Raw genomic sequence first — 17,739 nt, 5'->3', positions numbered from 1 at the left:
CATCACCGATGAACGACAAGCCCAGCGTCCTGTTCGTCTGCGTCCACAACGCCGGCCGCTCCCAGATGGCCGCCGGCTGGCTCCGCCACCTCTCTGGCGACACCGTCGAGGTCCGCTCCGCTGGGTCCGAACCGGCCGACCAGATCAACGCCGTGGCCATCGAGGCAATGCGCGAGGTGGGTGTCGACATCACCGGTCAGATTCCAGCCCGGCTCACCTGGGATGCCGCCGAAGCCAACGATGTCATCGTCACCATGGGCTGCGGCGATGCCTGCCCCGTCTTCCCCGGCAAGCGCTACGAGGACTGGAAGCTCACCGACCCTGCCGGCCAGCCCCTCGACGTCGTCCGTCAGATCCGCGACGACATCAAGACCCGAGTTACCGACCTGCTCGCCAGCATCGAGCCTCAAGGCTGAGCAACCCGGCTCGCCAGCTCGGTCTACGCGGGAACTCCCGACCCGGGCAAGCAGCCGAAGCGGCGGGCGGTCCCCGCTGTTGTTCACCGACGAACAGGGCAAGCCGCTTCATGAACAACGGTGGTCGGAGCTGTGGCGTGGCTGGCGCAAGGCGGCGGGATGGCCCGACGAAGGCACCTTTCACTCCCTGCGGCACTACTTCGCCACTCGCCTGATCACCTCGGGTGCCGACCCCACCGACGTGCAGAACGCGCTCCGGCACTCCAGCTTGCGAATCACGCTGGAGACGTACGTGCACTGGTGGCCAAAGAAGAACCGTCGCCGGAACATCGTCAGCACGGCGCTTCGGGAGGCTGCGGGCACCCGCTCCGGGGCGGGCCTTCCGGGCTGAGTTGTGCCGGATCTGTGCCAAACGATCAATGGCCAGCGTTTCCGCTGGCCATTGACGTTCTGGGTGGAGCTGAGGGGATTCGAACCCCTGACCCCCTCGATGCGAACGAGGTGCGCTACCGGACTGCGCCACAGCCCCCTCCACCGGCGAACCGGCTTCGGTCCCACCCGGCTTTCACCGGGCGGGCCGGCAGCAAGACTAACAGCACACCTGTCCGCCGAGCGAATCCGCCCCACCAGCCATCCCGATCTTGGTAGAAAACGGCCCCCGGGAGGGCCGAAATCTTCCAAGATCGCTCCAGAACACCCGAGCGGGGGTCAGGCCGAGTGGGAGGTGCGGCCCGACTGGTACGGGCGGCCCCGCAGGCCGCCCGTACGCCGGTACGACACCGAGCCGCCGCTGGCCGCGGGCGGCAGGTCGGCCGGGCGGTCCAGGCCCATCGCCCTGCGGCGTACCGCCTCGCGCTGGGCCGCCAGTCGGCGCTGCGCCTCCCGGCGGGCCGCCGCGCGGCGGGCCTGCTCGCGGCGCACCTCGGCATGGCGGGCGGCCAGCCACGCCGCCTCCCGGGCCTGGGCCCGCCGCCGGCGGCGCTCGACCAGCGCCAGCTTGCGCAGGTGTACGACGTACGTCACCAGCAGCGTCGCGGTGACCGAGAAGCTGATCCAGAACCCGGGGCCGACCACGGCCACGCCGATCAGTTCGACGAAGTTGAGCAGCAGCAGGGCGGCCAGAACCCGGCGGCGGCGGTAGATCGCCGGGGTGTGCTGGCGACGCCGGGGCGCGGCCCGTCGACGGGACTTCGCCGCCGACGGGACGGCGCTCAACCGACGCCGCCTGCGGCCCACGGCGGGCGGTGCGGAGACCGGGGCGGACAGACCACCCGTGTTCGTGTCCTCACTTAGGGTGACAACGAGTGCCCGGGAGGGGTTGACCGGTCGGCGGCCGGGGACAGTGCGGCCCCGCCGGCGGCGCTGGAGCACCCGCGCCGTCGACTGCGCCCGCTCCGCCACCAGCCGCTCGGTGGCGTCGTACCGACGAACCAGGGCCGGCGCGAGGGCGAGCAAACCGGCGGCGGCGAGGACGGCGAGGAGCACCGAGGTCGGCACCCTCATCCCTCCCGTCACCGAGTTCGGGACAACCGCCGCACGGCCGCAGGATCTTCGACAAATCGCCTTCCTGGCGGTCGATCATGCGGGCGGGCAACGCTTGCCACAGCTTGCAGTTACTTGAGGTTACGGGCCGCCGACCGTCTTGATTGTGCGCCGCGCCGATCAGGCGCAGGTGGGCCGCTTCACCCGGCGGTCGCGCGCAGCCGGTGCCAGCGGGCCAACAGGCCGCCCTCGGCGGCCACTTCTTCGCTGGTCATGGCGTATCCAATGTGGTCACGCCAGGCGCCGTCGATGTGCATGTAACGCACGTGGTACGACTCCTCACGGAAGCCCAGCTTCTCCACCACCCGGCGGGACGGCTTGTTCTCCGGCCGGATGTTCACCTCGATCCGGTGCAGCCCACCCGGGCCGAAGGCGTGGTCCACCGCGAGCGCCAGCGCGGTGGGGATGACCCCCTGCCCGGCGACCCGCGAGTCCACCCAGTATCCGGCGTACGCGGAGCAGAACGCCCGCCGGACCATGCTGCCGATGTTGAGGTGCCCGACCAGCCGCTCCCGCTCCTGCTCGCGCAGGCAGACCGCGAACGGCATCCCCTCGCCGGTACGCGCCGAACGGCGCTGGTCCCGGTGCACCCAGCGGAACGCGGCCGGCGAGTTCATCTCGTCCCAGCTCCCGGGCAGCGCGGACTCCCAGGGGGTCAGCCAGGCCCGGTTGGCGCGGCGCACCTCCGACCAGGCCGCCGCGTCCGAGCGTCGGTACGGCCGCAGCAGCACCGGGCCGTCCACGAGCACCACCGGCCAGCCCGGCGACCGCCCGGCCCGCAACAGGCTCACCGAGCCCGCCCTTCGCTCGCGACTGCGGGGCTCGCAAGCTCACTCCTCGCGCTCACCGAGCCCGCCCTCCGCTCGTGACTGCGGGGCTCGCAAGCTCACTCCTCGCGCTCACCGGCGCCGGTCCAGCAGGAGGACGTCCACGGTGGAGCCGGCGGCGGCGGCGGTGACCCGCTCGCCGAGCACCATCAGCCCGTTCGCCTCGGCCAGCCCGGACAGGGTGAACGGGCCGCCCGACAACGGCTGGACGGTGTAGCCGCCACCGCGCCGCTCGGCGACGTGCGCGGGCCGGAACTCGCGCAGCCCGCCGGGCGAGGTGATGGTCTCCAGCAGATGCGCGCGGACGCTCGGCCGGAACACCGGCTCGGCCCCGGCCAGCAGGTTGATGGCGGGGCGGGCCAGCACCTCGAAGCCGATCAGCGCCGCGCCGGGCTCACCGGGAAGACAGACCACCGGCACCTCCTCGGCGCCGACCGTACCGAACCCGAGGGCGGTGCCGGGATACAGGGCCACCTCGGTGAAGGTGACCGGCCCGGCCCGGCCGCCCTCCCGGCGGGACAGGATCCGGCGCACCATGTCGCCCGGCCCGGTGCCGGTGCCGCCGGTGGTGATGATCAGGTCGGCGCGCAGGGTCTGATCCTCCAGCAGCCCGCGCAGCCCCTCCGGGTCGTCGTCGCAGATACCCACCCGGTACGCCAGCGCCCCGACCTCGGCCGCGGCGGCGGTCAGCGCGTGGGAGTTGGCGTCCACCACCTGGCCGGGCTGGCTGCCCCGGCCCACGTCGACCAGCTCGTCGCCGGTGGCCACGACCACCACCCGGGGGCAGGGCCGGACCACCACGTGCCCGATGCCGGTGGCGGCGAACACCGCGACCAGGGCCGGGGAGACGTACGTGCCGGCGCGGGCGAGCAGCGTCCCGGCGGGCAGTTCCTCACCGGCGCGGCGTACCCCGTACCCCCGCTTGGGGGTGCGGAAGATCTCCACGGCGGCCATGCCCTGGTCGGTCCACTCCACCGGCACCACCACGTCGGCGGTGATCGGCAGCGGCGCCCCGGCCGCGACGGAGAAGCAGGAGCCCGGGGTGAGCCGGACCGGACGCCAGCTCGCCGCGCCGAGGTCGCCGACCACGTTCAGCCGCACGGTGCGGGACCCGGACGGGCCAGGGTGGTACCCGGCCGCCCGGCCCGTGCCGGAGAGGTCCTCCCAGCGGGCCGCGTACCCGTCCACGGCCGCCTGGTCGAAGGCCGGGAAGGAGTGCGGCGCGACGACGTCCTCGGCGAGGACGTTGCCGTACGCCTGGGTGAGGTCGAGGTCGAGCGGAGGCAGCGCGCGTAACCTGCGCAGCACGCTGCCCAGGTAGTCGGCGAGCGGCGTCAACTCGTTCGCGGCCGCCTCGGCGTCGGCCGTCGCGGTCATGTATTAGGACCGCCCGACCCCTCGCGCATCCCGTTCAGGATCGCCGCGGTGACGGTCTCGTCGCCCTTGTTGACGAACTCGCCGAGCCACGCGCGGAACTCGGCCCCGAGGTCCTCCCGCTCGGCGGCGATCTGCACCACGGTCTGGAGGTACCCCAGCGGCATGCCGGTGTCGTAGCGGGTGCCCCGGTAGACGATCGCGTGCACCGGCACGCCCTCGGTGCGCAGCAGCTCCATCGCGTCGGTGAGCTGGATCTCCCCGCCGCTGCCCGGCTTCGTCCGCCGGATCGCGTCGAAGATCCGCCCCGGCAGCACGTACCGGCCGAGGACTGCGAGGTTGCTCGGGGCGTCCTCCGGCTTCGGCTTCTCGACCATGCCGGTGACCTTCACGACCTCGCCGATGTCGGTCAGCTCCGCCTCGGCCGGCTCGACGGAGGCGATGCCGTACCGCTTCGTCTCGGCCGGGTCGACCTCGAAGAAGGCCAGCACGACGCCACCGGTGCGGGCCTGAAGCTCCAGCATCGCCGGTAGCAGCGGCTCGGACGGCTTGACGAACTCGTCGCCGAGCAGCACCGCGAAGGGCTGGTCCCCGACGTGCGACTCGGCGTACCCGACGGCGTGGCCGAGGCCGAGCTGCTCGGGCTGGCGGCAGGTGTAGATCTCGGCCAGTTCGCTGGGCCCGCGCACGGCGGCCAGCCGCTCGGTGTCACCCTTGGCCTCCAGCCGGGCCTCCAGGTCCGGCCGACGGTCGAAGTGGTCCACCATCGATGTCTTGCCGCGCCCGGTGATCAGCAGCACGTCGCCGATGCCGGCCTGGGTGGCCTCCTCGACGATGTATTGGAGCACCGGCCGGTCGACCACCGGCAGCAGTTCCTTGGGCACCGCCTTGGTCGCCGGCAGGAACCGGGTGGCCAGGCCGGCAGCGGGGATGACGGCCTTGACGGCGCGGGAACGACCGGTTGCAACGGCCGGTGAGGGGTTCGCTGAGTGCTCCGACATGTCGCGAGACTATCGGCCACGGGCGTGCCGCGACGGGTGAGGACCGGAAGACGCGCCGCCCGGCCCGGACCGCGCCACCGGCACATCGGGGCGCGCGGCGTCCGGGTCGGCCGGGCCGACCGCCGCCGCGACGCGGGCCGGGGACTCCCGCCCGTCGATCGCCGCGCCCGCCCGGGGCAGCCCGTCGGAGGGGCTGACCGCGGCGGCCGGCACGGCGATCTCCTCCACCGGGGGCCAGGGCCGTGCCTCGGCCAGCCGCCAGACGTCCCGGCCGGCCGCCTTGGCCGCGTACAGGGCGGCATCGGCGGCGTCGAGAACCTGCTGGCCGGTGGTGGCGTGGTCCGGATACACGGCGATGCCGACGGAGACGGTCACCCCGATGGTCACCCCGCCGGGCCCGTCCAACGCGACGGGGGTGTCCCGCACGGCCGCGCCGAGCCGCTCGGCCACGATGGTCGCGCCCCGGGCGTCGGTCTCCGGCAGCAGCAGCACGAACTCCTCCCCGCCCTGGCGGAAGGCCAGGTCCACCTCGCGGATCTCGCCCCGGAGCCGGCGGGCGAATTCGGCGAGCACCGCGTCCCCGGCGGCGTGCCCCCAGGTGTCGTTGACCGTCTTGAAGCGGTCCAGGTCGAGCGCGAGGACGCTGAGCATCCGGCCGAACCGGCTGGCCCGCTCGACCTCCCGGCGGATCGACTCGCGCAGGTAACGGTAGTTCCACAGCCCGGTGAGCGGGTCGGTCAGCGACAGCCGCTGGGCCTCCTCGTGCACCCGGACGTTGTCCACCGCCACGGCCGCGTGCCCGGCGAAGGTGCGCAGGGTGACCAGGTCGTCGTCGTCGAACTCGTCCCCGCCGAGCCGGTCGTAGAGGACCAGCACGCCGAGCGCCGCCGCCGGCTCCGCGCCGGCCCGTTCGGCGAGACCGCCGGGGGTGGCGAAGGGCACCGCGACGTACGTCTCGCAGCGCGGCTCCCCGGTCGGTTCGGCCGCCGGATCGACGCGGCCCCGGCACGGCTCACCGGTGGCCGCCACCGCGCCGACCACCCCGCGCCCCACCGGTACCCGAAGCGCCGCCGGGTCGGCACCGGCGGGCCGCGCCGGGTCGGCGGCGTCCGGCAGCGCCCCGGCGGCGGGCCAGCGCCCGTCCAGCCCTTCGGAGCACCGCCCCACCAGTACCCCGCCGTCGACCAGCAGCACCGCCCCGGCCCGGGCCCCGGTCGCGGCGATCGCGCTGTGCAGGATCACCCGCAGGATGCGTTGCAGGTCGTGGGTGCTGGCCAGGGTGTCGCCGAGCACCGCGAGATGCCCGCGTAACTGGTCCCGGCTGCTGGTGAGCGCCTGCACGTAGGAATCGGTCTCCCGGGTCATCCGGTTGAACGCGGCGGCGAGCCGGCCGATCTCGTCGCGGCTGCGCACCGGCACCCGGGCGCCCAAATCGCCGCGGGCCACCCGGTCCACCCCGCCGGCCAGCTCGACCAGCGGCCGGGTGGTGACCCGGGCCAGCCGCCAGGCCACCGCCACCGCCAGCAGCCCGGCCAGCACCACCGCGCCGACCAGCGCCGCGTACAGGCCGGGGGGCTGCTCGCTGGGCACGGAGAGCACCAGCGGCAGCGGCTGCCCCGGCGACGGGCCCACCCGGCGGACGTACCGGCCGTCCACGGTCTCGGTGACCCGGTCCCCGGTGACCTTCCGCGCGGCGGTGAGGACCGCGTCGCGTACCCCTGGGTCCTCGGTGGTGTGCGCGACGCCGCCGGCTGCGTCGTCGAGGAGGGTGACCGCGACGCCGGTGACCGCCGCCAGCCGGGCCACGAAGCCCGGGTCGACCGGCTGGGCCGCGGCGACCGCGCCCAGGTCGACGCCGGCCCGGTCGCGCAGCCCGACCCGTGCGGTGAGCGCGCGGACCGGCCCACCGGCGGGGTCGTCGGCGGAGCAGTCCCGCCAGGGCCCGGCCAGGGCGTCGGGGGTGGTGTAGAGGACGCCGCCGGCCACGTCGGTGACCAGCACGGCGGCGGCCAGGCCCCGGCTCACCACCTGCCCGGCAGCGCCGGGCCGCCCGGCCTGGTCGGCGACGAGGGCGACCGCGTCGGCCGCCGCCCGCAACTGCTGGCAGAGGGCGTCGACCGAGGTACGCACGCTCGCCGCCGCCAGCCCGAGCCGTTCCGCCGAGCGGCTGCGGTCGACGGCCGCCATGGTCGAGCCGACGAGAAGCGCGCCGAGCAGGACCGGGCCGAGCACCACCGCGAGGAAGGCTGCCGTCAACCGCCCGCGTAGCGTCAACGCTTCCCCCCGGAAGTTCCGCGCCCGATGCTAGCGATGCTGACACAGTGCGACCGGGTGGGAAACGTTGCGTCAGGAGTGTTGCGTGCCTGATTTTTCTGATGACGCGGAAGTGACCCATGCGGCGAAGCGGAGTGCCCGGGTTGAACTGCTCGCCCGTCGCCGCGCGCTGCCCGCGTCAGCCCGGGCCGAGGCGGCGGCGCGCGTCCGGGCCGCGCTGGTCGAGGTGGTCCGCCGGCTGCGTCCGACCCGGATGACCGCGTACGTCCCGGTCGGCTCCGAGCCGGGCGGGCCGGAACTGCCGGAGGCGTTGCGGGCGGCGCTGGTGCCCGGGGCCGAACTGCTGCTGCCGGTGCTGTGCGACGACCTCGACCTGGACTGGGCGGCGTACACCGGCCCCGGCTGCCTGGTAGCGGCCGGGCGGGGGCTGCGGGAGCCGACCGGCCCCCGGCTCGGCCGGTCGGCGGTCGCCGCCGCCCAGCTCGTGGTGGTGCCGGCCTTGGCGGTGGACCGGCACGGGCGACGGCTGGGCCGCGGGGGCGGATCGTACGACCGGGCGCTGGCCCGGGTCGGCGACAGGACCCTGACGGTGGCCCTGCTGCACGACGGTGAGCTACGCGAACACCTCCCGGTCGAGCCGCACGACCGGCCGGTCCGCGCGGTGGTCGGCCCCGGGACGGGGCTGCGTACGCTGACAGGCGGCCCCGGGTCGGTCCCGGCACTTCCGCTGGACGAACCCGGGTCCGATGACGCACCATTGGCACTCGAATGAGCCGAGTGCCAACCGGCCGTGCCAGATCATCCGGAGGAGAACGTGCCCACGTACCAGTACGCCTGCACCGCGTGCGGTCACCAGCTCGAGGCGGTGCAGTCCTTCTCTGACGAGCCGCTGACCGAGTGCCCGGCGTGTGCGGGGCGGCTGCGCAAGGTCTTCAACTCGGTCGGCATCGTCTTCAAGGGCTCGGGCTTCTACCGCACCGACTCCCGCTCCGGGGCCGACCCGGCCAAGAGCGGCTCCGAAAAGCCGGCCAAGTCCGACTCGTCGTCCGGCGACTCCGGGTCGTCGTCGAGCACGTCCGGCGGCTCGACCAGCGGGTCCTCGGGCTCGTCGGCCTCGTCCGGGTCGTCGTCCTCAGGCGGCGCGGCCGGGTCGTCGTCCTCGGGCGGCACGCCGAAGGCCCCGGCGGCCAGCGGTTCCAGCTCCTCCTGACCCGGTTTCCTAGCAGATCGCCGCGCCGCGTGGGGGTTTTCCACAGGCGTCCCGGTTGTCCACAGGCCCCGCCCCGATCCGGGCGGGGCCGGCTCTTCCCGGCCTAGCCTGCTGCTCCCGGTGCCGTCACGGTGCCGGGCGAGGCGGGGTGCCCCGGTGCCACCACGGCGCCCGGGTCAGGCAGGAGGGCCGGATGGCGATCACCGGGGCGGGCACGGGATCACTGCGGCCGGTGCGCCGGCCCCGGCTTCCAGGACGGTCCGCGCTGCTGCGTGCCGCCCTCGTCGCCGCCCTCCTCGGGCTCGCCGCGGCGGTCCTGCAGACCCCGGCCGGCTGCCCGTCACCGCCGGGCGGCTCCGGCTCCCCCGGCCCGGGCCCGGTGCCGTCCACCGGCGGCCCGCCGTCCGCGCTGCCGCTGCCCGACGGGGCGGTCGGCGTCCCGGTCCGACTGGCCGAACCCGCCGCGCTCGCCGTGGTCCGCCCCGGTGCCCGGGTCGACCTGCTCGCCGTGCCGGCCGACGGCCGGGCCGCCGAGGCCGACCTGCTGGCGTCCCGCGCGCTGGTGCTCGACGTGGTCGGGGCCGGCGCGGCGGACGGCTCCTCGGCGCTCTACCTGGCGCTACGCCCGGAGCAGGCGCAGCGCACCGTCGGGCTGCCGGAGGGCAGCCGGTTCGCCATCGTGGTCCGCGGCTGACGCCGAGCGGGACGGGAGACGGCGGGGCTCAGGCCCAGTGCGGCGGGCGCTCGGCGAGCAGCCAGTCGTCGTTGCCGCCGGACCGCTCGCCCCAACCCCGGTCGGTGTCGTCGGCCGTCTGCTCGGGCAGCACCACGAATTCGTCGCTCAGCTCGACGGCGCGGTCGTCGTCGCCGCGCGCCTGCGTCCCCGGGTCGATGCTCACGAGCGGCAAGAGTACCGGTTCCGGCCCGCGTCCGGTCGGCCACGCGGCCCCGGGGTTGGTAGCGTCGGACGGCGTGACGACGCCCAGCGGTGACCGCCCCGAGGACGACTACTGGCGCCGCCCGCCGAACATCCCCGGCAGCGGCGGCGCGGCCCCCGGCCAGGAACGGCCGGCCGGCGCCGACAGTCCCGGCCCGGCGCCCGGGTACGGCGGGCCGCCGCCCACCACGCCCCCGCCGCCCGGCTGGCGGCCCCCGGTACACCTGCGGGCGGCGCCGCCCCGGCACCTGCCTCCGCAGGACACGGCCGGGTTGGACGTGGAGGAGCAGCGCGCCCAGTGGGTCACCTGGAGCGTCGGCGGGACCGCAGCGGTGGTGCTGGTCGCCCTGGTCTGCCTGCTCTGCTCCCGGGCGATCTTCTGACCGGGCCAGCTCGCCGCACGGACGGTCAGAGGGTGCCGCCCCAGACAGCCTGGGCGCCGGTGTCGCCGGTCAGGTAGACGTAGACCAGCGAGGCCACCCCGAGCACGACCACCACCACGGTCAGCAGCAGGGGCGCCCAGGAGGGCAGCCGGGAGACCCGGTCGTCGTTGCGGGTCACCAGCAGCAGGAGAAGGGCCGCCACGGCGAGGCCGACGGTGAACCAGAGCAGCGTCCCGCCGTACTCCGCGTGCTCGTGGACCTGGTCGAGAATCTGCGGCGGGTAGCCCTTCTCGCGCAGCACATCCTCCAGCGCCTCGCCCGACTCCGTCGCCACCCAGGTGACGATCGGGGTGACCACCGCGAGGGTGGCCACCGCCCAGCCGAGCCGGGGGCGCCACCTCGGCAGCAACCCGTAAGCGGCGGCCAGCACGGCCAGCAGCGGAACGAACACCACGGCGGCGTGAATCACCAGAACGTGGCCTGGCAGCCCGTTGATCTCCCTGAACACCCGACACCTCCGGCAGTGGACGCGGTCCGCGGCAGCCAGCGTACGACGACCCGACGCCACGGCAGTGCTGACGAACGGGTACACGCGCGCGTCGATTGCCCGGTTCAGCCCGTGGCCCGGGCGATGGCTGGCTGTGGCCCTGACCACCCGGTCGAGGAGCTCGCTTGTCGCCTGGTGGGGGCCGTGTTGTCATTGACCTCATGTCCGGTGGTGAGAAGCTGCTCCGGTCGAGGGGCCTACGGGTCACCCGGCCGCGCCTCGCCGTGCTGGACGTCCTCGCCGCCGGCGGCCACCTGGAGGTCGACGAGATCACCCGCCGGGTGCGGGAACGCCTCGACTCCGTCTCCACCCAGGCCGTCTACGACGTCCTCGGCGCGCTGTCCCGGGCCGGGCTGTCCCGCCGGATCGAGCCGGCCGGCAGCCCCGCCCGCTACGAGGCGCGCGCCGGAGACAACCACCACCACGTGGTCTGCCGGGGTTGCGGCGAGATCGCCGACATCGACTGCGCGGTCGGCGCGGCCCCGTGCCTCGACCCGAACATCGCGTACGGCTTCGAGGTGGACGAGGCGGAGGTCACCTTCTGGGGGCTCTGCCCGGCCTGCCAGTCCCGCCGCTCCGCCGACGACTGACACCACCAGCCCCGCCGGCCGGGCTCGGGGCGTGGCACCCTTGGTCGGGTGGACTCAGATGACCTCGGCCTGTTCGGTCCGGGATCGGTCACGTGGAAAGTGCACGAGGAGCCGATCCTGATCGTCGCCGGCCTGCGTTCGCTCTACCTCCAGGCGCTGCATCCCCGGGCCGTCGCCGGGGTGGCGCAGAACAGCGACTACCGCGCCGACTCGTGGGGGCGGCTGGTCCGCACCGCCACGTACGTGGCGACCACCATCTACGGCACCACGGCCGAGGCCGAGGCCGCCGGGGCGCGGGTACGCCGGCTGCACGCCCGGCTGCGCGCCACCGACCCGGCCACCGGGGAGGAGTTCCGCGTCGACGACCCGGAGTTGCTGCGCTGGGTGCACGTGGCCGAGGTGGAGTCGTTCCTCAGCACCGCCCGCCGCGCCGGGCTGCGGCTGACCGACGCCGAGGTGGACGGCTACTACGGCGAGCAGCGCCGGGTGGCGGCCCTGGTCGGGCTGGACCCGGCGGGCGTGCCCGGCACCGCCGCGGAGGTGGCGGAGTACTACCGGCGGGTCCGGCCGGACCTGCGGATCACCCGGGAGGCGGCGGAGACGGCCGTCTTCCTCACCGCTCCGCCGATCCCGTGGAAGCTCAACCTCCCGGCCCGCGTCGGGCTGAGCCTCGGGCCGGCCCGGTTCGCGTACCTCGGCGTCGCCGGCACCGCGTTCGCGCTGCTGCCGCCCTGGGCCCGCCGGATGTACGGCGGGCTGGGGCTGCCGACCACCGAACTGTCGGCCGACCTCAGCGTGCGCGCCCTGCGGCTCGCCCTGGCGGCCCTGCCGCGCCGCTGGCGGGAGGGTCCGTTGCAGCAGGCCGCAAAGGCGCGGGCAGCCGGCGTCGCCGCCTGATGCCCACCGGTCCTGGCCCGCCTCGACCGCAGCGGCTCGGTGTCGGTCAGGCCGTGCGCTCCATCGCCGCCCAGGGCTCCTTGCCCGGCGTCTGCGAGCCGGTGGGGCAGGTCCGGCGGTAGTCGCACCAGCCGCAGCGCGGCCCGGGCGTGGTGGGGAACGCCTCGTCGGGGTCGGCCCCGTCGGCGACCGCCCGCTCGGCGGCCATGATGTCCCGCGCGGTCTCCTCGGCGCGGGTGAGCTGCCGGGTCAGCGACTCGGCGGTGTGCTCGTGCGCCGCGATGGTCCCCGTGGGCAGGTGGTGCAGCTCCACCCGGTGGCACGGCCGGCGGAACACCCGCTCGGCGGCGTACGCGTAGAGGGCCAGCGCCTGGGAGCCGCGCGCGTCGTCGGCGTCCGTCCCGGCGCGGCCGGTCTTGTAGTCCACGATCACCAGCTCCGGGCCGTCGGGGCCGGGTCGGGAGTCGATCCGGTCGGTGCGGCCGTTGAATGCCAGCACCGCCGTCTTGACCGCCACCACCCGCTCGACGCCGACGGGTTCGGCCTCCGGGTCCAGGGTGTCGACGTAGGACTCCAGCCAGCCCAGCGCCCGCCGGTAGGCCTCCCGCTCCTGCTCGTCGTCGCGGTAACCGTCGCGGACCCAGGTGCCCTTCAGCAGCGCGACCAGCGCCTCCGGTCGCCGACGGTCGGCGGGCAGCGCGTACCAGTTCTTCAGGGCGGTGTGCACGCTCGCGCCGAGCGAGTTGTGCGCCCAGGGCGGGCCCTTCGGCGGCGCCGGCCGGTCGACGTACGAGTAGCGGTAGCGGCGGGGGCAGTCCGCGTACGCGCCGAGCTTGCTGGGCGTGCAGACGAACAGCCGCTCCGGCATGCCGTCGAAGCCGAGCTGCTCGGGCTGGCCGGCGCGGGCCCGGGGGGCCCGAGCGGAGGTGGATCGTCCGGGTGAGGAGGCTCGTCGCACCCCACCGATCCTGCCACCCCGGTACGACGGTCCGCCCGACCCGGTCGGCGGGTCGGGGCAGACGGCGGGCGGCCGGGGGCGGGCCGGGTCAGGCCATGTTCACGTACTGGGTGACGAAGGCGGCGATGGCATCCGCGATGAGCTGCACCGCGATGGCGGCCAGCAGCAGGCCGGCGATCCGGGTGAGCACCTCGATCCCGCCGGGCCGCAGAATCTTGACGATCCCGCCGGAGAAGCGCAGCACGAGCCAGACCGTGAGCATCACCGCGACGATGGCCGCCGCGATGGCGCCGTAGTCGGTGGCCCGGTCGGCCTGCTGGACGAAGAGCATGGTCGCCACGATCGCGCCCGGCCCGGCCAGCAGCGGGGTGCCCAGCGGCACCAGGGCGATGTTCGAGGTGGACTGCTGGGTGGGGTCGTCGGCCTTGCCCGTGAGCAGCTCCAGGGCGACCAGGACCAGCAGCAGCCCGCCGGCCGCCTGGAGCGCCGGCAGGTCCACGTGCAGGTAGGCGAGCAGGGTCTGCCCGGCCACGGCGAAGACCACGATCACCCCGAGCGCCAGCGCCACGGCCTGCCACGCCGCCCGGTTCCGGTCCCGGGCGGGCAGCGGCCCGGTGAGCGCGAGGAAGATCGGCATCATGCCCGGCGGGTCGACGATGACCAGCAGGGTGACGAAGACCTCGCCGAAGAGCTTGGGATCCACCCGGATACGGTAGCGGCGCGGGTGGAAGCGGATCAGGTCGAAGCGACAGGCGTCACCCCGCCGGCCTCGGCCAGGATCCGCTCGTACACCTCGACGGCCGTGGTGAACGCGCCGAGCTGGACGGTCTTGTGGGTGCCGTGGAAGTCGGACGAGCCGGTGACGAACAGGCCCAGCTCGGCGGCGAGCGCCCGCACGTGCGCCCGCTCGGCGGGCGAGTGGTCCTCGTGGTCGGCCTCCAGTCCGGCGAGACCGGCCGCCGCCAGCTCGACGATCAGCCCGTCAGGCACGATCGGCCCCCGCCGGCTGGCCCTCGGGTGGGCGAGGACCGGCACGCCGCCGGCCGCCCGGACCAGCCGGACCGCCCGGAACACGTCGAGGTCCTCCTTGGGCAGCCGGTAGCGCTCCCCCAGCCAGGCCGACCCGAACGCCTCGACGGTGGTGGTCACCAGCCCGGCCCGGATCAACGCCTGGGCGATGTGCGGCCGGCCCACCGTCCCGCCGGCCGCCCCGGCCAGGATCTCCGGCCAGCTCACCTCGACGCCGTCGGCGCGCAGCAGTTCGACGATCCGCTCCCCACGCACCTCACGGCCGGCCCGCATCAGGGCCAGCTCCGCGACCAGCTCCGGGTGGTCCGGGTCGAAGAGGTACGCGAGCAGGTGCAGCGCCACCGCCGGCTCGGCCCCGTACCAGCGGCAGGAGATCTCCGCGCCGCGGATCAGGGTCAGCCCGGGAGGCAGCGCCGCCACGGCGGGCGCCCAGCCGGCGGTGGTGTCGTGGTCGGTGATCGCCAGCACGTCCAGTCCGGCGTCGGCTGCGGCCCGGACCAGCTCGGCCGGGGTGAGGGTGCCGTCGCTGGCCGTCGAGTGGGTGTGCAGGTCGATGCGGGCTGCCGGCCCGGGGTGCGGGGTCATCGCCCGACGCTACCCGCCGCCGGCACGGCCCCGGCCAGGGCGGGAGGTCAGGGGATCACGTCGGTGACCACCACCGGCCGGCCGCCTGCATCGACGCCGGCCACGGGAGCGGCGTCGGCCTGCTCCCCGGCGAGCACCCGGTCGGTGCGCACCTGCACGAGCCAGCCGCGCCCGTCGACGTACCCGGCGGTCCGGGTCGGGGTCCAGGTTGCCGCGCCGGCCAGCGCCGGACCGGCTCGGCGGGCCACCGGCGTCCCGTCGAGGGTGGCCAGGTCGACCAGGAGCGCCCCGGTGGCCTTCGACGCTCCGGTGCGGCCGTTGGCGAGCAGCCAGCGCCCGTCGGCGGAGACCGCGCCGAACCCGTCGGCGTCGAGGACCGGCCCGCAGGCGGTACGGGTCACGGCGAGGTTCCGGGCGGGGTCGAGCAGCGCCAGGCAGGGCCGACCGGGCGTACCGGTGGTGACCAGGCCGATCGCCCGGCCGTCCGGCAGCGTCCCGTGGACGGCGAGGACGTCGTCCCCGGTCCCGGCGGAGAGCCCGCCCGCGGCCGGTCGCCACACCGCGTACCCGGGACGGGTGGGGTCGAGGCGCACGAGGACGGCGTCGCCGACGAAGCCGACCGGGACGGACGGCCCGGGGGCCGGCGTGCTGGTGACCGCGACCAGTCGCTCGCCGACGATTCCGGCGAGGGTGATCCGGTCCCCGTCCCGCCAGGCCACCTGCCGGCCGGTGGTGGCGACGGCGATGGCTTCCGCGCCCGCGAGGAGCGCCTGGCTGCTGCCGTCCGGCCGCACGGAGACCAGGGTCCGGCCCGCCGCGGTCGAACCGCTCACCACCAGCCAGCCGCCCTGGTCGGGGATGCGTTGGGCCCGGTCGACCGCGCCCAGCCCGAGCGGGATGCTCTCGGCCCGGGCGGTGCGCAGGGTCGTGCCGACGATCAGGTCGACGGCGGAGCCGCCCGGGCCGGGGATCGGTCGGGCGGCCCCGGCCGACGGGCTCGCCACCAGGTGCGGGGTCGGGCTGGCGGTGGCTTCACGCGGGTCGCCGAGCACCACGGTCGGGGTGGTCGGGCGGCCCGGCTGCGCACCGAACTGCACCAGGCCGGCACTGACCAGCACGGTTGCCGCCCCGGCGAGGGCGATGCCGGTCAGGGTGCGGCGGCGACGGATGCGGTTGGCGCGCCGGATGGCCAGCCCGGCCGGGTCCACTGCGAGGGGTCGGAGCGTGGCGGCCTGCCGGGACAGGGTCTCCCGGACCTCGCGCTCCAGCTCGTCTCTCGGCACATCCATTGGACGCCCGGGGCCCCTCGTCCGGTTGTCAGCGGGGATCGGCACGCCGCTCACCGCCTCTCCGCGCCGACGGCCCGGGTCGACGCCCCGACGGCGTCGACCGCGACGGCGTCGGCGACCGGCGGGGTGGGGGCGGCCACCGACGCCGAGCCCTTCGGGTGCTCGCTGCGGCGTGGGGCGCCGGTGGCACGTTGGGCATCGGCCGGCACGCGGGACGAGGCGGGTGCCGGCACGCGGGACGGCTCCCCCGCCGGCGCGGGCCGGAGCGGCGGCGTTCGGGACGCGCCGGGGCGCGGGCCGGCCCGGCCCGGGACGGGGGCGTCGGACGCCGCGGCCCGGGACGGGCGACGCGGCGCATCCCGGCCGGCGGACCGCGTCGACCCGGACAGGTCGGGCAGGTCGAGGGCCGCCTGCTCGCCCAGTCGGCGGCGCAGGGTGGCCAGCGCCCGGGACGTCTGGCTCTTCACCGTTCCCGGGGAGATCTCCAGCAACGCGGCGGTCTGCGCCTCCGACATGTCCTCGTAGAAGCGCAGCACCAGCACCGCCCGTTGCCGGCTGGGCAGCGCCCTGAGGTGCCGCCAGAGCACATCCCGGTCGAGCTGCTGCTCGATCTCGTCGGTTCCGGCCCGCTCGGGCAGCACCTCCGTCGGCCGTTCCCCGTGCCAGCGTCGCCGCCACCAGCTCGTCGAGGTGTTGACCATGACCCGGCGGGCGTACGGCTCGATCGCGTCGATCCCGCCGAGCCGCCGGCAGGCCAGGTACGTCTTGGTCAGGGCCGTCTGGAGCAGGTCCTCGGCCGTGGCCCAGTCCCCGGCGAGCAGGTACGCGGTGCGCAGCAGGGCACCGGAACGGGCCTCGACGAACTCACGGAAATCCTCCTCCAGCGGGTCCCTACCGGCCACGCCCACCTCCCGCGCCCCCGTGCCCTGCTGGCAGGCTGCCACGCCGGGGCGCGTCGGTCGACGGCGATTGGTGCCTTGTTCTCCGATGTTCGGCCGGAATTCTCAGGCGCCGTCGTCGGCCTTGGCCTCGTCCGCCTCCTTGCCCAACCGCGCCTCGACTGCCTGCGGCTCGTACATCTCCTCGACGACGCGCAGGTAGAGCTCGTTGGGGTTGGGCAGGTTCTTGATCTCGCGGAGCGCCTGGTCCTGGCCGGCGGACTCCAGCACGAAGGTGCCGTAGTTGAGCGCGCGGCCGGTCGGGCTCTGCTCGTATTTCATGTCGGTGACCCGGGCCAGGGGCATCATCGCGACCTTGCGGGTGATGATGCCGTTGACGACCATCACCCGCTTGTTGGTCAGGATGAAGCGGTCGTACCACCAGTCGGCGACCCGCCAGGCGACCCAGCCCATCACGGCGAACCAGAGCAGCACCGCGACGGTGGTCAGCGCGCCCACGTCCCGCCCGGCGAGGAAGCCGGAGAGGTAGCCGAGGACGAAGGTCGCGGCGATGCCCACCAGGATCGGCGTGGTGAGGTGAATCCAGTGCCGCTTCCACTCGCCCCGGTACCGCTCGGTGGGGAAGAGGTAGCGGGCGACGAGCGAGCTGGGCTCGTCCTCCAGCGGGAGGACCCGCCGGGGGCCCAGCGGCATGCCGGAGGCGTCGACCCGCAGGCCGGCCAGCTCCTCCTCGGAGATCTGCGGCGCCTGGTAGCCGGCCTCGGGGTCGCGGACCCAGGCACGCCCGGGGCGCTCCTCGCCCGCGTACGGACCGTCGCCGTAGCCGACGTCGTCCGAGAACGGGGGGCCGTCCGAGGGACCAGAACGGGAACCCGGCACATCGTCGGGTCGGACCCGGGGAATCGGCTCCGTGTCTCGCTCCCGGCGCCCCCGGTCGGGGTCGTCGGGATCGAAGGGGGGGCCGGAGGGGCTTCCCATCGG

General features: G+C 75.1%; 21 protein-coding genes and 1 tRNA gene. 8 read left to right on the top strand and 14 right to left on the bottom strand.

From position 1 onward, the window contains the following. The first annotated feature begins 8 nt into the window (after positions 1 to 8). Both ACH4T9_RS01435 and ACH4T9_RS01430 read left to right on the top strand, forming a co-directional pair. Positions 9 to 416, top strand: a complete 408-nt coding sequence (locus tag ACH4T9_RS01435) for an arsenate reductase ArsC (protein WP_396669242.1) — start codon at positions 9 to 11, stop codon at positions 414 to 416. A gap of 79 nt (positions 417 to 495) precedes the next feature. Then, complete coding sequence (locus ACH4T9_RS01430; RefSeq protein WP_396669241.1) at positions 496 to 807, top strand: tyrosine-type recombinase/integrase; 312 nt, start codon at positions 496 to 498, stop codon at positions 805 to 807. Between the two features lie 64 nt (positions 808 to 871). On the opposite strand, the gene ACH4T9_RS01425 is transcribed toward ACH4T9_RS01430, so the two are convergent. The 6 genes from ACH4T9_RS01425 to ACH4T9_RS01400 all read right to left on the bottom strand — a co-directional run bounded on the left by ACH4T9_RS01425 (position 872) and on the right by ACH4T9_RS01400 (position 7,434). Further along, positions 872 to 945 (bottom strand) — tRNA-Ala (locus ACH4T9_RS01425). A gap of 179 nt (positions 946 to 1,124) precedes the next feature. Next, complete coding sequence (locus ACH4T9_RS01420; protein WP_396669240.1) at positions 1,125 to 1,919, bottom strand: hypothetical protein; 795 nt, start codon at positions 1,917 to 1,919, stop codon at positions 1,125 to 1,127. A gap of 179 nt (positions 1,920 to 2,098) precedes the next feature. Next, positions 2,099 to 2,749, bottom strand: coding sequence for a GNAT family N-acetyltransferase (locus ACH4T9_RS01415; protein WP_396669239.1), 651 nt, complete (start codon positions 2,747 to 2,749; stop codon positions 2,099 to 2,101). A gap of 108 nt (positions 2,750 to 2,857) precedes the next feature. Then, positions 2,858 to 4,162, bottom strand: coding sequence for a gephyrin-like molybdotransferase Glp (gene glp / locus ACH4T9_RS01410; protein WP_396669238.1), 1,305 nt, complete (start codon positions 4,160 to 4,162; stop codon positions 2,858 to 2,860). After that, on the bottom strand, positions 4,159 to 5,160 hold the full coding sequence (locus ACH4T9_RS01405) for a UTP--glucose-1-phosphate uridylyltransferase (RefSeq protein ID WP_396669237.1): 1,002 nt from the start codon (positions 5,158 to 5,160) through the stop codon (positions 4,159 to 4,161). Before ACH4T9_RS01405 ends, glp begins: the two co-directional genes overlap by 4 nt. Positions 5,161 to 5,169: 9 nt before the next feature. Further along, the gene (locus tag ACH4T9_RS01400; protein ID WP_396669236.1) at positions 5,170 to 7,434 is read right to left on the bottom strand and encodes a diguanylate cyclase; all 2,265 of its coding nucleotides are present in this window, start codon (positions 7,432 to 7,434) and stop codon (positions 5,170 to 5,172) included. Positions 7,435 to 7,519: 85 nt separating this feature from the next. Here ACH4T9_RS01400 and ACH4T9_RS01395 point away from each other — a divergent pair, with 85 nt between their 5' ends. From ACH4T9_RS01395 to ACH4T9_RS01385, 3 genes are all read left to right on the top strand, one after another. Beyond that, on the top strand, positions 7,520 to 8,206 hold the full coding sequence (locus ACH4T9_RS01395; RefSeq protein ID WP_396669235.1) for a 5-formyltetrahydrofolate cyclo-ligase: 687 nt from the start codon (positions 7,520 to 7,522) through the stop codon (positions 8,204 to 8,206). A gap of 18 nt (positions 8,207 to 8,224) precedes the next feature. Next, the gene (locus ACH4T9_RS01390) at positions 8,225 to 8,644 is read left to right on the top strand and encodes an FmdB family zinc ribbon protein (RefSeq protein WP_396669234.1); all 420 of its coding nucleotides are present in this window, start codon (positions 8,225 to 8,227) and stop codon (positions 8,642 to 8,644) included. Positions 8,645 to 8,837: 193 nt separating this feature from the next. Further along, a complete protein-coding gene (locus tag ACH4T9_RS01385) occupies positions 8,838 to 9,338 on the top strand; it encodes a flagellar biosynthesis protein FlgA (RefSeq protein WP_396669233.1) in 501 nt (166 codons plus the stop codon). A gap of 28 nt (positions 9,339 to 9,366) precedes the next feature. Here the strand turns inward: ACH4T9_RS01385 and ACH4T9_RS01380 are convergent, their stop codons facing one another. Further along, complete coding sequence (locus ACH4T9_RS01380; protein WP_396669232.1) at positions 9,367 to 9,552, bottom strand: hypothetical protein; 186 nt, start codon at positions 9,550 to 9,552, stop codon at positions 9,367 to 9,369. A 64-nt stretch (positions 9,553 to 9,616) separates the two neighbouring features. Here ACH4T9_RS01380 and ACH4T9_RS01375 point away from each other — a divergent pair, with 64 nt between their 5' ends. Continuing rightward, positions 9,617 to 9,964: a hypothetical protein gene (locus ACH4T9_RS01375; RefSeq protein WP_396669231.1), complete on the top strand. Its 348-nt coding sequence runs from the start codon at positions 9,617 to 9,619 to the stop codon at positions 9,962 to 9,964. A 25-nt stretch (positions 9,965 to 9,989) separates the two neighbouring features. On the opposite strand, the gene ACH4T9_RS01370 is transcribed toward ACH4T9_RS01375, so the two are convergent. Beyond that, entirely contained in the window at positions 9,990 to 10,472 is a 483-nt protein-coding gene (locus ACH4T9_RS01370; RefSeq protein ID WP_396669230.1) for a DUF2231 domain-containing protein, read from the bottom strand. Between the two features lie 200 nt (positions 10,473 to 10,672). On the opposite strand from ACH4T9_RS01370, the gene ACH4T9_RS01365 reads away from it, so the two are divergent. Both ACH4T9_RS01365 and ACH4T9_RS01360 read left to right on the top strand, forming a co-directional pair. After that, positions 10,673 to 11,101 carry a Fur family transcriptional regulator gene (locus ACH4T9_RS01365; RefSeq protein WP_396669229.1) on the top strand — a complete coding sequence of 143 codons (429 nt, stop codon included), beginning with the start codon at positions 10,673 to 10,675 and terminating at the stop codon, positions 11,099 to 11,101. 48 nt (positions 11,102 to 11,149) lie between these two features. Beyond that, positions 11,150 to 11,998, top strand: a complete 849-nt coding sequence (locus tag ACH4T9_RS01360) for an oxygenase MpaB family protein (protein WP_396669228.1) — start codon at positions 11,150 to 11,152, stop codon at positions 11,996 to 11,998. A gap of 46 nt (positions 11,999 to 12,044) precedes the next feature. On the opposite strand, the gene ACH4T9_RS01355 is transcribed toward ACH4T9_RS01360, so the two are convergent. The 6 genes from ACH4T9_RS01355 to ACH4T9_RS01330 all read right to left on the bottom strand — a co-directional run bounded on the left by ACH4T9_RS01355 (position 12,045) and on the right by ACH4T9_RS01330 (position 17,736). After that, entirely contained in the window at positions 12,045 to 12,866 is an 822-nt protein-coding gene (locus ACH4T9_RS01355) for a RecB family exonuclease (protein WP_396669870.1), read from the bottom strand. A 178-nt stretch (positions 12,867 to 13,044) separates the two neighbouring features. Next, positions 13,045 to 13,659 (bottom strand): MarC family protein, encoded by a 615-nt coding sequence (locus ACH4T9_RS01350; protein WP_396669227.1) that lies wholly within the window; start codon positions 13,657 to 13,659, stop codon positions 13,045 to 13,047. A gap of 32 nt (positions 13,660 to 13,691) precedes the next feature. Then, positions 13,692 to 14,570, bottom strand: a complete 879-nt coding sequence (locus tag ACH4T9_RS01345) for a PHP domain-containing protein (RefSeq protein ID WP_396669226.1) — start codon at positions 14,568 to 14,570, stop codon at positions 13,692 to 13,694. A gap of 47 nt (positions 14,571 to 14,617) precedes the next feature. Continuing rightward, positions 14,618 to 15,859 carry a hypothetical protein gene (locus ACH4T9_RS01340; RefSeq protein ID WP_396669225.1) on the bottom strand — a complete coding sequence of 414 codons (1,242 nt, stop codon included), beginning with the start codon at positions 15,857 to 15,859 and terminating at the stop codon, positions 14,618 to 14,620. Positions 15,860 to 15,909: 50 nt separating this feature from the next. Further along, entirely contained in the window at positions 15,910 to 16,761 is an 852-nt protein-coding gene (locus ACH4T9_RS01335) for a SigE family RNA polymerase sigma factor (protein ID WP_396669224.1), read from the bottom strand. Between the two features lie 102 nt (positions 16,762 to 16,863). Then, positions 16,864 to 17,736 carry a PH domain-containing protein gene (locus ACH4T9_RS01330; RefSeq protein WP_396669223.1) on the bottom strand — a complete coding sequence of 291 codons (873 nt, stop codon included), beginning with the start codon at positions 17,734 to 17,736 and terminating at the stop codon, positions 16,864 to 16,866. Positions 17,737 to 17,739: the final 3 nt, after the last annotated feature.

It is taken from the genome of Micromonospora sp. NPDC020750, from assembly GCF_044334565.1.
Classification (GTDB): domain Bacteria; phylum Actinomycetota; class Actinomycetes; order Mycobacteriales; family Micromonosporaceae; genus Micromonospora.
This window is presented reverse-complemented; position numbering and strand designations above follow the sequence as displayed.

Bases quoted from the DNA above. Each gene is read 5' to 3' on its own strand.
- glp (WP_396669238.1), bottom strand. From the start codon at position 4,162: ATGACCGCGACGGCCGACGCCGAGGCGGCCGCGAACGAGTTGACGCCG.
- ACH4T9_RS01435 (WP_396669242.1), top strand. From the start codon at position 9: ATGAACGACAAGCCCAGCGTCCTGTTCGTCTGCGTCCACAACGCCGGC.
- ACH4T9_RS01365 (WP_396669229.1), top strand. From the start codon at position 10,673: ATGTCCGGTGGTGAGAAGCTGCTCCGGTCGAGGGGCCTACGGGTCACC.
- ACH4T9_RS01420 (WP_396669240.1), bottom strand. From the start codon at position 1,919: ATGAGGGTGCCGACCTCGGTGCTCCTCGCCGTCCTCGCCGCCGCCGGT.
- ACH4T9_RS01355 (WP_396669870.1), bottom strand. From the start codon at position 12,866: ATGCCGGAGCGGCTGTTCGTCTGCACGCCCAGCAAGCTCGGCGCGTAC.
- ACH4T9_RS01405 (WP_396669237.1), bottom strand. From the start codon at position 5,160: ATGTCGGAGCACTCAGCGAACCCCTCACCGGCCGTTGCAACCGGTCGT.
- ACH4T9_RS01340 (WP_396669225.1), bottom strand. From the start codon at position 15,859: ATGGATGTGCCGAGAGACGAGCTGGAGCGCGAGGTCCGGGAGACCCTG.
- ACH4T9_RS01385 (WP_396669233.1), top strand. From the start codon at position 8,838: ATGGCGATCACCGGGGCGGGCACGGGATCACTGCGGCCGGTGCGCCGG.
- ACH4T9_RS01345 (WP_396669226.1), bottom strand. From the start codon at position 14,570: ATGACCCCGCACCCCGGGCCGGCAGCCCGCATCGACCTGCACACCCAC.
- ACH4T9_RS01330 (WP_396669223.1), bottom strand. From the start codon at position 17,736: ATGGGAAGCCCCTCCGGCCCCCCCTTCGATCCCGACGACCCCGACCGG.